Source organism: Arthrobacter sp. P4_H3 (genome assembly GCF_056400885.1).
This window is the reverse complement of sequence record NZ_JBFUKK010000002.1, coordinates 169,924-181,448: the sequence shown is the minus strand read 5'-3', so window position 1 is coordinate 181,448 and position 11,525 is coordinate 169,924. Positions and strand designations below refer to the sequence as shown.

The following is an 11,525-nucleotide window of genomic DNA, read 5'->3' as shown; positions in this document are numbered from 1 at the left end:
CGCCGCCTGTGCCAGGGGCCCCGCCGCGGGGCGGGTTCCCGGGCAGCACGGTGCAGGACGTGGCCTCCCAGCCAGCCGGCCGCAGAGACGGTAGTTTGGAAGCATGACCCAACCCGCTTCGAGCTACAACGATGACCTGCGCCTCGCCCATGTCCTGGCCGACTCTGTTGACTCCCAGACCATGAGCCGTTTCAAGGCGCTGGATCTTCAGATTGAAACCAAACCGGATCTTACCCCGGTCACGGATGCTGACAAGGCAGCTGAAGAATCCATCCGCGGACAGCTCTCGCGCTCCCGCCCGCGCGACGCCGTCCTCGGTGAAGAGTTCGGCAGTTCCGGGCATGGTTCCCGCCGCTGGATCATCGATCCGATCGACGGCACCAAAAACTTCGTCCGTGGTGTGCCTGTCTGGGCCACCCTGATTGCCCTCGTGGATGAGGGCGAACCCGTGGTTGGCCTGGTCAGCGCGCCGGCACTGGGCAAGCGCTGGTGGGCCGCGAAGGGCGCCGGCGCCTACATGGGGCGGTCCCTTGCTGCGGCCACGCGGCTGAAGGTCTCGAACGTGTCCGAGCTTTCGGACGCTTCACTCTCCTACTCGAGCCTGGGCGGCTGGAAGGAACGCGGCAACCTCAACGAGTTCCTCGGCCTCACCGAGGAGGTTTGGCGGACCCGCGCCTACGGCGACTTCTGGTCCTATTGCATGGTGGCCGAGGGATGCGTGGACATCGCCTGCGAGCCGGAGCTGAACCTCTACGACATGGCCGCGCTGGTGCCGATTGTCACCGAAGCGGGCGGCCGCTTCACGTCCTTGGAGGGAGTGGACGGCCCCTTCGGCGGAAACGCCCTGGCCACCAACTCGATCCTCCACTCCGAAGTCCTCAAACGGCTGAACCCGGACCTCGACGACCTCCTCTGACGCGTGCCCCGCACTGGAACACGGTGCGGACGCATGGACGGACTGCAGAATAAACGACGGCGGACACCCCTCCCAAGTGGGTGTCCGCCGTCGTTTATTCGGCCGGAACCCGCTTCTCCAGGCATGCGTAACAAACGGCTTAATAATTGGCGTGGCTTTCCCGCGGCGCCGCGAATGTCCTAATCTCGAAACAGGTCACGAGTGCCAGCGCGAAACCCCGGTTTGCTGGCCGGCAACCCTCCATTCGCGGTGGGGTGCCCCGGGTGACGACCAGGCCGGTCCGGAACGGACCCGGCAAGCGCGGATCCCCGGAGTGAGGGGTCCTTTACAGTGAGGTCCCCATGACTACTGCCACTTTCCCCGCAAACCCCGGAACCGCGTCCGCGACGGCCGCAGGCCTCCTGGACGAACGCTTCACCATTGCCAAGCGGCCGCTCTCGGCCGTCACCGGCGCCGAGATCCAGGCACCGCTGATCCAGGGGGGCCACGTCCGCTACGCGAACCTGGACTATGGAGCGTCCGCTCCGGCCCTGTCCGTCGTATCGGCCTACCTGAACGAAATCCTGCCGTACTACGCCAGCGTTCACCGCGGCGCCGGCTACGCCTCGCAGATCAGCACCTCAGTGTACGAAAACTCCCGGAACATTGTCCGCGCATTCGTCGGCGGCAGGACTGACGATTCCGTCATCTTCACCAGGAACACCACGGACTCCCTGAACCTGCTGGCGGGCTGCCTGCCCGTGGCGGACGGCCGCCACACCGGTGAGGTGCTGTATCTCGACATCGAACACCACGCCAACCTGCTCCCCTGGCAGGGCGTCCCGCACCGCAGCGTTGTTGCCGCTCCCACGCTGAGCGCCACGCTCGAGAACCTGCGCTCCGAGCTCAGCCAGGGCGACATCAGCCTGCTGGCCGTCACGGGAGCCTCCAACGTCACCGGTGAAATCCTCCCCGTCCGCGAGCTGGCCGCGCTGGCCCACGAACACGGCGCAAGGATCGTCGTGGACGCGGCGCAGCTGGCCCCGCACCGCCGCATCGACATCGCGGCGGACGACGTCGACTACCTCGCCTTCTCCGGCCACAAGCTGTACGCACCGTTCGGCTCGGGTGTCCTCGTGGGACGGCCGGACTGGCTCGACGCCGGCACGCCCCACCTTGCAGGCGGCGGAGCCGTCCGTGAGGCCCGGCTGGACTCCGTCAGCTGGGCCACCGGACCGGCCCGGCATGAGGGCGGGTCGCCCAACGTGCTGGGTGCAGCCACGCTGGCCCGCGCCACGCAGGTCATCGGTGCGCTGGACCAGGAGCTGTGGCACGCGCACGAGACCGCCATCAGGTCCTTCCTCGTTGAAGGCCTGCGGAGGATCGACGGCGTTACGGTCCACCAGATCTTCAGCGACACCGACCAGGCAACGGACACCATCGGCGTGGTCAACTTCTCGGTCGAGGGCTACGACGCGGGCCTCGTGGCCGCCTACCTGTCCGCGGAACACGGTGTTGGCCTCCGCGACGGCCGCTTCTGCGCCCACCCGCTGCTCAAGCGCTTGGGCCTTCCGTCCGGTTCGCTGCGGGCAAGCTTCGGCGTCGGATCCAGGCTGGAGGACGCCCAGCGCCTGCTGGCCGGCATCGAGGAACTCCGCCGGACCGGTCTCGGCTGGGACTACGTGGTGGACTCCGGACGCTGGGTGCCGGCCAACGACACCCGCAGCTACCCGGACTGGGCACCCAACACCCCCGGCACCGCGGGAGCCGCGCCCTGCACCGAAGACTAAGGGCCCGGCGTTTGCGGTAAATTCGAGGGGTAAGTAATCCAGCCTGCCCGAAGGAGACTGCACGTGGCACGGGGAGGCCCCAAACTGCACCACCGCCGCCGGTACGAACTCGGACAGAGCTTCCAGGACGGCGGTGAGCATTATGACCGTGTCCGTCCGGGTTATCCTGCCGATTCGGCGGACTGGCTGATCCGAAGCGCCGGCGGGACAGCCGGGGCCGCCAACGCCGCTGACATTGGAGCCGGGACGGGCAAATTCACTGCCTTGCTGGTGCAGCGTGGTCTCACGGTCTCCGCCGTGGACCCCTCGCCGGACATGCTCGCCCAGCTGCGGCTTGCGCTGCCGGGAGTTCCCGCGGCGGAGGGCACCGCAGAGGCGACCGGACTCGCGGACGGTGCGTTCGACGTCGTAAGCGTTGCCCAGGCGTGGCACTGGTGCGATCCGCTCCTTGCGAGCACGGAACTTTCCCGCATCCTCCGCCCCGGCGGCGTGCTGGGGCTGGTCTGGAACCAGTTGGATACGTCGGTCCCGTGGGTTCACCGGCTCTCCCGGATCATGCATGCCGGGGATGTGCACAAGCCGGACTTCCGTCCCGCGATCGGGCCGGAGTTCACCGGGCTTGAGAGCCACCTGACACGCTGGGAAGACCCGGTGACCTCCGGGGACATTGTGGAATTGGCGAAGTCCCGCAGCTATTACCTTGCCGCCAGCGAAGGCACCAGGGCCAAAGTCCGGGACAACCTGGACTGGTACCTGCATGAGCATCTGGCGCACTCGCGCGGCGACGTCGTCGGACTCCCCTACCTGACCCAGACCTGGCGGGCGTTCAAAGCATGAGTCCTGCAGACAAAGCGGTAGGCTAGGACCCGTGAAGACCAGCGCGCCCTCCTCCTCTATTGAGGACTACGTCAAGGTCATCTACTCCTTCACGGAGTGGCAGGACAAAGCCATCACCTCCTCGCAGCTTGCACAGCGGCTCGGGGTCGCCAACTCCTCGGTCTCGGAAATGGTCCGCAAGCTCAAGGACCAGGGCCTGGTTGACCACAAGCCGTACAGCGCCATCACGCTCACGGCCGACGGCATCCGGCTGGCGCTGTCCATGGTCCGGCGTCATCGGCTCATCGAGACCTACCTCGTCCAGGAACTGGGCTACAGCTGGGACGAGGTCCACGACGAAGCGGAGCTCCTGGAACACGCCGTCTCCGACACCTTCATCGAGCGGATGGCCGGCAAGCTCGGCAATCCGCTCCGCGACCCGCACGGCGATCCCATCCCCGCAGCGGACGGCACCGTCCGCATGCCCCGCGCCCACCGTATGAGCGAACTCGACGAGGGCCACACAGGCCGGATCACCAGGATCAGCGACGAAAACCCCGATCTCCTGCGCTATCTGTCCGCCGAGAAGATCGATCTCGATGCAGACATAGAAGTACTCGGCCGGAAACCCTTCGGCGGTGCCCTCGTCGTCCGGATCGGCCCGCCGGGCGCCGACCGCGAATTCGATCTTGCCGACGAGGTTTCGTCAGCACTGTGGGTGCACAGCGACACGGGCCATGCCGGATGCCGGCTTGCGGACGCCTGAACGCGTGCCGCCTGTAACGGTGCGGCCTGAATGAAGGGTGTCGCGGGCCCGGGCTGGCGCGCCTGGACGGCGGTGGCCGTCGGGGCGCTCGTTGGGACAGAGCTCCGCTACGGCCTGGGCGTGGTCATCCCGGAAACCGCCGGAGCGGTCCCCTGGACCACCCTGGCCATCAACGTCAGCGGCAGCTTCGTCCTCGCGGCCCTCACCACGCTCTGGATCGCACGGCCGACGACGGCGTTCTGGCTGAGGGCCGGAATCGGGCCGGGGCTCCTGGGATCCTTCACCACCTTCTCGGCGGTGGTCTTCTCCGTTGACCAGCAGGCACGTTCCGGCCTACACACGCCATGGCTGATCTATCTCGGGCTCTCGCTGGTCCTGGGGCTTGGTGCGGCCGCTGCGGGCTGGAAGGCCGGCAAGGCATTGAGTGACCGGACCGGAGGAGCCTCATGACAGCTGTGCTGGTGGGTATTTTTGGCGTTGCCGGGGCCTTGCTCAGGTTTTCCATCGACACCTGGTTCGCGCACCGCACCGGCACGCGCCGGCACTGGCCCTGGGCAACGCTGCTGGTCAATGTCACCGGGTCACTCATCATCGGCCTTTCCGTGGGCGTCAGCGGACGGCTGGGGCTCGACGAGGAATGGCATGCCGCGGTCGCCACGGGTCTCGCGGGCGGCCTGACGACGTTCAGCTCCTGGACCACTGCAACCATCCGGCTTGTCAGTGAAGGGCGGTACCCGGCGGCGGCGCTGAACGTGGCTGTCAATCTCGTCGCAGGGCTCTCCGCGGCGGCGGCAGGCATAGTCCTCGCGGGCTGACAGGCCCGCGGCTTTCCAACCGACGCCAGCCAGCGCCCTGCGGTCTGAATATGTGAATCTCGAGGGGTCCTGCATCCCGTATCGTTAAACGATGGTTACGCGACGTGAAGCAGCTCAGATCCTTGATATTCCACTGGAAATGGCACACCGTCACGGTATCCCTGCCAGGCTGTCGGATGCCGAGCTGTCCGAGCTCCTGGACAATCCCCCGGCCTGGCTCGTCCAGTCCAAGGCCAACCGGACCGGCAAGCGCCCTGTCTGGGTCCAGCTGACCTGTGCCGTCTGCGGCTTCTCGGAAGCCGCCCGGCCCAAGAAATGGTGGCCGCCGTTCACGTACGTGTGCTGCGCCCATCACGCCCTCGATGACCTCCCGCCGGTCCTGCCGGGCCTGGTTCGCAGCGAGTATGAGGGGATCGGCAGCCGGTTCGTCGGCATTGTTGACGTTGAAGTCCCCGCTTCCTGACGGCCGGCGCCCGGGCGGTGCCCGCCTGACCGCGTGAATCGGGCAGGGCCCGAAGCCGGCGTTGGTGCCAGTTTCATTCACGACAAAACAGGCGTACCTTACAAACACGGGGCCTATTCAGGGCCCCGACGTTAGGGAGGGCGACATGCCTGACAAATCGCCGCACCGGCAGGTCACCAAGAAGTCGGACAAGACCATCAAGCAAAAAAGGGCCGAAAAGAAGTCCAAGCATGAGGTGGACGCCCACGTGGACCCTGTAGCGCACATCAAGAAGCGCTGACGCGCCGCAGCCACGGCTGGCCGCTGGCGGACGCAGGAACGGTGCCGAAACACAAAAGGCCGGAAGCTTTCGCTTCCGGCCTTTTGCACGGGGTGGAACGGCGTTGCCGCCGTCCCGATGGTGGAGATGGGGGGAATTGAACCCCCGTCCGATGTCGTGTTGTCAGGGCTTCTCCGGGCGCAGTTCGCGTCGGATTTTCTCGGCCCCAGCTATCCTGCGAACAGGTAGCTGATCCGGGCCCAGTCATTTAAGAGTCCCGTTCACCCCAATGACGAGGGTAAACAGCAGTGGCTATCTTAATGACGCCAGGATCCGGGACGATAGCATTCCCGGGCTGACGGACTGTCTTACTGCTTAGGCAGCGAGAGCGAAGTCAGTGCGCGTTTGTTTGGCACTTATTGTTTTGCAGACAGCGTTTACGAGATAATTCTGCATCCTCGGCCCGCTTCACCTGTCGCGACTAACATCGTCGAAACCGATCATCCCCGTATTTTGTTATCAAACCGGTCCGGACCCTTGCAGAACCTTTCATGGGTTCCGCGCCGTTCCTTCCCGGACTACCAATCATAACGCACTGCCGCGCGGAATCATTCCCGGCAGCAACCTGCGTGTTGCGGACGGCGGCTGCTTTCGCGCCGCTGGCCGGGAGGTCAGCCGCGGTTGCGTTCGCGCATGACCCGCAGCGCCTCGCGCTTGTCCTGCTGTTCGCGGAGCGTCTGCCGCTTGTCGTATTCCTTTTTACCGCGGGCGACGCCGATCTCCACCTTCGCCCGGCCGTCCAGGAAATACAGCTGGAGAGGGACGATGGTGAAGCCGGATTCACGGATCTTGTGCGAGATCTTGGTCAGTTCCTCGCGGTGGAGCAGCAGTTTGCGCCGCCTGCGGGCGGAGTGATTCGTCCAGCTTCCCTGGTTGTATTCGGGGATGTGGATACCCTCCATCCACAGCTCGTCATTGTAGAACGTGCAGAACCCGTCCACCATGGAGGCATGGCCCTCGCGGAGGGACTTGACTTCCGTCCCCATCAGGGCGATGCCGGCCTCATAGGTGTCGAGGACATGGTAGTCGTGCCGGGCCTTCCGGTTGGTGGCCACTACCTTACGGCCACTTTCTTTCGGCACGGTGGAACTCCTCAGCTCTTGGTCTTGATGGATGCCCCGGCCGCGGCGGCTCGAAGCTACTTAATTCTACGGCAGGCGCGGGGCATGCCGTTTGACCCGGTCACTACCCTGTACCCAGGGCCCGGCGCCCAGGGTCTGTCAGAGCAGGATCATGGGATCTACGGCCTTGCCGTTGAGCCACGTCTCGAAGTGCGAATGGCAGCCGGTTGAGTTGCCGGTCGTTCCTGAGTAGGCGATGAGCTGGCCCTGGCTGACCTGTTGGCCCATCGAAACCACCACGCTGCTGTTGTGGTAGTAGATGGTGGTCAACGAGTTGCCTTGGACAACGCCGTGGGAAATCTTGACGTTGTTGCCGCCGCCGTCGTTGCTCCATCCGGCTGACACGATGGTGCCGGCCGCAGGGGCGTAGACAGGGGTGCCGCAGCTGGCGCCGAAGTCGATTCCGGTGTGCATGTATCCGCCGGAGCCGTAGAAGTCCACGGTGCCGGGCGGCGTCGCGCGCCAGCCGAATCCCGAGGTGATGGGGACGTCGGACGAGAACGGGTGCCGCAGCCCGAAGGCTGAGGGCGGCCCGATCTGCGGGACGTACGGCTGGGCTGCCTGGCCGGCTGCCCTTGCCGCGGCGGCGGCAGCCTCGGCAATGCGGCGCTGTTCCGCTTCCCAGGCTTCCCGGAGTTTCCGGTCGCGCTCCACGATCTCGGAGGCTACTGCATCCTGCGCCGCCTGGACCTTGGAGAGCTGGCTCTGGATACCGGGCTTGGCTGCCTGCAGCTCGTTGTTGAGGCGGGTGGTGTCAGCGATGAGCTTGTCCACCTGTTCCTTCTTGGCGGCAGCCTCGTCGCGGGCTGCCTTCTCCCGGGCCAGGGCGGCGTCCGCCTTGGCTTTGAGGTCCTTGATCTCCGCCTCAACGGCTTGCAGGCGGGCCTGCGAATTGACGTTGGTGGCATTCTGCTGTGACAGCTTGTCCATGGCGGAGTTCTGGCTGCGCATGGCCTGGTCCGCGAGGTCGATGGTGTCCGTCAGGCTTCCGCCGCTCTTGGATCCAAAGAAGAGCGTGAGGTTCGACGGAACGCCCCCGGATTTGTAGGCCTGGGTGGCAATCTGGCCGATGAGTTTCTTGGTGTCGGCGATCTTCTGCTTGTCGGTTTCAAGCTGCTGGGTGATCTTGGCCTTGTTCTGCTGTGCAAGATCCACACGGGCGGCGAGGGCCTCGACTTCCTTGACTGCACTCGCAACCCGGCCTTGTGCCTCGAGCAGCGCCTGCTGCGCGGCAGGGAGCTGCCCTTGGTAGATCACCAGGTCGCCTGCAGCCTTGGCAATCTTGGCGTCCACGAACTCAAGGGACTGCTGTACGCGGGCGGCCTCGGCTTCCAGAGCGGCCTGCTTGTCCTCAAGCTCGTCTGCGAAGGCCACGGGTGTCGAGGCACCCAGGCTCGCGGCCAGAAATAGCGCCAGGACGGCACTGATCATGCGGCTGCCCCGTCCCGCGGTCCGGAACCGGCGGGCCTTGCGGTCCATAGCTGTCATCATCATTCCTTCGTTGGTAGCCACAGCCTAGACCCGCAAATATCTACGTAAGGTCAAGAGAGACGAAATTCCAGCCAAGGTTGCGCCAAGGGCGAGCAGCGCCGGGGCCAGGAGCAGCGTCTGCGCCGGCGAGATGAATGCCGTGTCCGGATACTGCTTGGACATGTACTCGCCAAGGAAGAAGTGGGCCACGGCCCAGAGGGTGCCGGAAGCCAGCGCCGCTCCAATCACGGCGGCGATGACGCCTTCGAGAATGAACGGCAGCTGGATGACGATCTTGGAGGCGCCGACCAGCCGCATGATTCCGGTCTCCCGTCGCCTGCTGAACGCGGACAACCGGATGGTGGTGGCAATCAGCAGGATTGCGCAGACGATCATCACGCCGGCGATGATGACAGCCACCAGCGAGGCGGCGTTCATCACCGAAAAGAGCCGTTCCAGGACCTGGCGCTGGTCGATCACGGTTTCAACTCCGGGCTGTGACGCAAACGTCTCGCTGATGATCTGGTACTTTTCCGGATCCTTCATATTGATCCGGAAGGAGGCGGGCAGCTGGTCCGGGGTCACCGAGTCAACGATCGGTGAATTGGAGAACTGCTCCTTGAAGTGCTTGTACGCGTCGTCCTTGGATTCGAACTGGAAGTCGTTGATGTACTGGGACACGGCGGGCGATTCCAGGAGCGTGCGCAGGTTCTCCTGCTGTTCCGGGGTGGCCGTCCCCGTGGCGCATCCGGCCGCCGTCGAGCCGTCACCGCAAAGGAAGATTGCCACCTGGACTTTGTCGTACCAGTAGCCCTTCATCTGGTTGATCTGCAGCTGGAGCATACCCGCCGCGCCAACGAACGTCAGCGACACGAAAGTCACCAGGATCACCGACACCACCATGGACAGGTTGCGCCTCAGCCCGCTGCCAATTTCGCCGAGGATGAATGCGAGCCTCACTTGGCCTCCCCTGCGGACGAGGGGACGGACCCGTCACCGGGTTCGGTTGCGGACTCATCCGGGCGTCCGCTGGCATCCTTGAGGCGCCGGGACTGCCCTACGACCGGAATCATCGAGGTGTACAGGGCACGGGCCTCGTCACGGATGACAACGCCGTTCCGGAGCTCCACCACGCGTTTACGCATCTCGTTGACGATGTCGTCGTCGTGCGTTGCCATCACCACAGTGGTGCCGTTCTGGTTGATCTTGTCCAGGACGCCCATGATGCCCATCGAAGTGGTGGGATCGAGGTTTCCGGTGGGTTCGTCCGCCAGGAGGATTCCCGGACGGTTGACGACGGCGCGGGCGATCGCCACGCGCTGCTGCTCGCCGCCGGAGAGCTCGTGGGGCATCCGGTGTTCCTTGCCCTCCAGGCCCACCGTTTTGAGGACCTCGGGGACCGTGTCCCGGATGATGCTGCGGCTTTTGCCAATGACCTGCATGGCGAAGGCGACGTTCGCGAAGACATTCTTCTGCGGGAGGAGCCGGAAGTCCTGGAACACAACGCCGATCCCCCGGCGCAGCCGCGGAACGCGCCAGCTTGAAATGTTCGCTACGTTCTGGCCGGCCACGTACACGGCGCCGGAGGTGGCCCGGTCTTCCTTGAGTACCAGTCGGAGGAAGGTGGATTTGCCGGAACCGGAAGCGCCCACGAGGAACGCGAACTCGCCACGGTCAATTTCAAGGTTGACAGAGTCCAGCGCCGGCCGGGCCGTCTGGTCGTAGACCTTGGTGACATTTTCGAAACGGATCATTGCCCTAAGTACCCTGCAGGACACGGCTGATGGAGCCCCGTACTGCAGCCGGCGCACGGGCTTTCTTTTGGGGGAAGTAGAGCTCCGGCTCCTCGACTATACGCACGGGCACCTGCAGAAAAGCTTGAGTTCCGGGGCGTGTCGCGTGTTTTCAGCCACCGAATGGAATGCCCCGTAACTGTGTGGTCCTAGTTGGCGGCGTTGCGGTTGTCGGTGCGCCAGCGGATGCCGGCGTCAATGAAATCGTCGATTTCGCCGTCGAACACGGCCGAGGTGTTGCCGACTTCGTGCTCGGTCCGGAGGTCTTTGACCATCTGGTACGGGTTCAGCACGTAGGAGCGCATCTGGTCTCCCCACGACGCCTTGACATCTCCGGCGAAGGCCTTCTTTTCCGCGTCCTCCTGCTCCTTCTTGAGGAGCAGGAGCCGGGACTGGAGGACCCGCAGGGCGGCGGCCCGGTTCTGGAGCTGGGACTTTTCGTTCTGCATGGACACCACGGTGCCCGTGGGGATGTGGGTGAGGCGCACGGCGGAGTCGGTGGTGTTGACCGACTGCCCGCCGGGGCCGGATGAGCGGAAAACGTCCACGCGGATTTCGTTGTCCGGAATGTCGATCGAGTCCGTCTGCTCGATCAGCGGAATCACTTCCACGGCAGCGAAGGACGTCTGACGCCGGCCCTGGTTGTCAAAGGGGCTGATCCGGACCAGCCGGTGCGTGCCGGCCTCGACGCTGAGCGTGCCGTAGGCGTAGGGGGCCTTGACTTCGAAAGTGGCGGACTTGAGCCCGGCCTCTTCGGCGTAGGAAGTGTCCATGATGGTGGTCGGGTAGCCGTGGCGTTCAGCCCAGCGCAGGTACATCCGGAGGAGCATCTCGGCGAAGTCCGCCGCGTCAACGCCGCCGGCGCCCGCGCGGATGGTGACAACGGCTTCACGCTCATCGAACTCACCGGACAGAAGGGTCACCACTTCAAGGTCCTTCAGCGACTTGCGGATGGAGTCAAGTTCCGCCGCCGCCTCGCCCATGGAATCGGCGTCGTCCTCGTCCTGGCCCAGCTCCACCAGGACCTCAAGGTCGTCGATCCGGGAAACGAGGGTGTTGAGCCGTTCGAGTTCGCTCTGACGGTGCGAGAGCCTGGAAGTGATCTTTTGCGCGGCCGCCGGGTCGTCCCAGAGGTTCGGCTCGCCGGCGCGTTCGCTCAGTTCGGCGATGTCTTCCTTCAGCTCCTCGACATTCGAGACGTTTTCGATGGAGGTGTAGGTGGCGCGCAGAGCGCGGATTTCTGCGGAAAAATCAATTTGAGCCATGGTTGTTAAAGC

At 64.9% G+C, this 11,525-nt stretch carries 13 protein-coding genes, 1 other RNA gene and 1 riboswitch; of the genes, 8 read left to right on the top strand and 6 right to left on the bottom strand.

The features are described from left to right. Positions 1–103: 103 nt before the first annotated feature. The 8 genes from hisN to AC1DRE_RS04135 all read left to right on the top strand — a co-directional run bounded on the left by hisN (position 104) and on the right by AC1DRE_RS04135 (position 5,825). Complete coding sequence (gene hisN / locus AC1DRE_RS04170; protein ID WP_476983462.1) at positions 104–916, top strand: histidinol-phosphatase; 813 nt, start codon at positions 104–106, stop codon at positions 914–916. 193 nt (positions 917–1,109) lie between these two features. After that, positions 1,110–1,223, top strand: a riboswitch (SAM riboswitch). A 34-nt stretch (positions 1,224–1,257) separates the two neighbouring features. Beyond that, on the top strand, positions 1,258–2,685 hold the full coding sequence (locus tag AC1DRE_RS04165; protein ID WP_476983461.1) for an aminotransferase class V-fold PLP-dependent enzyme: 1,428 nt from the start codon (positions 1,258–1,260) through the stop codon (positions 2,683–2,685). Positions 2,686–2,748: 63 nt separating this feature from the next. Further along, positions 2,749–3,522: a class I SAM-dependent methyltransferase gene (locus AC1DRE_RS04160; protein WP_476983460.1), complete on the top strand. Its 774-nt coding sequence runs from the start codon at positions 2,749–2,751 to the stop codon at positions 3,520–3,522. Between the two features lie 31 nt (positions 3,523–3,553). Next, positions 3,554–4,267, top strand: coding sequence for a metal-dependent transcriptional regulator (locus AC1DRE_RS04155; protein ID WP_476983459.1), 714 nt, complete (start codon positions 3,554–3,556; stop codon positions 4,265–4,267). A 30-nt stretch (positions 4,268–4,297) separates the two neighbouring features. After that, positions 4,298–4,717, top strand: coding sequence for a fluoride efflux transporter FluC (locus tag AC1DRE_RS04150; RefSeq protein ID WP_476983458.1), 420 nt, complete (start codon positions 4,298–4,300; stop codon positions 4,715–4,717). Then, positions 4,714–5,082, top strand: coding sequence for a fluoride efflux transporter FluC (locus tag AC1DRE_RS04145; protein ID WP_476983457.1), 369 nt, complete (start codon positions 4,714–4,716; stop codon positions 5,080–5,082). The genes AC1DRE_RS04150 and AC1DRE_RS04145 overlap by 4 nt, the downstream gene beginning before the upstream one ends. A 91-nt stretch (positions 5,083–5,173) precedes the next feature. Next, positions 5,174–5,545 (top strand): hypothetical protein, encoded by a 372-nt coding sequence (locus AC1DRE_RS04140; RefSeq protein ID WP_364123175.1) that lies wholly within the window; start codon positions 5,174–5,176, stop codon positions 5,543–5,545. Positions 5,546–5,690: 145 nt separating this feature from the next. Then, the gene (locus AC1DRE_RS04135) at positions 5,691–5,825 is read left to right on the top strand and encodes a hypothetical protein (RefSeq protein WP_258073794.1); all 135 of its coding nucleotides are present in this window, start codon (positions 5,691–5,693) and stop codon (positions 5,823–5,825) included. A 118-nt stretch (positions 5,826–5,943) separates the two neighbouring features. Here the strand turns inward: AC1DRE_RS04135 and ssrA are convergent. From ssrA to prfB, 6 genes are all read right to left on the bottom strand, one after another. Continuing rightward, positions 5,944–6,312: a transfer-messenger RNA gene (gene ssrA, locus AC1DRE_RS04130) on the bottom strand. A 163-nt stretch (positions 6,313–6,475) separates the two neighbouring features. Next, entirely contained in the window at positions 6,476–6,946 is a 471-nt protein-coding gene (gene smpB / locus AC1DRE_RS04125) for an SsrA-binding protein SmpB (RefSeq protein ID WP_214842159.1), read from the bottom strand. A 138-nt stretch (positions 6,947–7,084) separates the two neighbouring features. Beyond that, a complete protein-coding gene (locus AC1DRE_RS04120; RefSeq protein ID WP_476983615.1) occupies positions 7,085–8,464 on the bottom strand; it encodes a peptidoglycan DD-metalloendopeptidase family protein in 1,380 nt (459 codons plus the stop codon). Between the two features lie 36 nt (positions 8,465–8,500). Further along, positions 8,501–9,415, bottom strand: a complete 915-nt coding sequence (gene ftsX / locus AC1DRE_RS04115) for a permease-like cell division protein FtsX (protein ID WP_104172294.1) — start codon at positions 9,413–9,415, stop codon at positions 8,501–8,503. Further along, positions 9,412–10,209, bottom strand: a complete 798-nt coding sequence (gene ftsE / locus AC1DRE_RS04110) for a cell division ATP-binding protein FtsE (RefSeq protein ID WP_364123180.1) — start codon at positions 10,207–10,209, stop codon at positions 9,412–9,414. Before ftsE ends, ftsX begins: the two co-directional genes overlap by 4 nt. A gap of 188 nt (positions 10,210–10,397) precedes the next feature. Then, positions 10,398–11,513, bottom strand: coding sequence for a peptide chain release factor 2 (prfB, locus tag AC1DRE_RS04105; protein WP_476983456.1), 1,116 nt, complete (start codon positions 11,511–11,513; stop codon positions 10,398–10,400). Between the last annotated feature and the right edge of the window lie 12 nt (positions 11,514–11,525).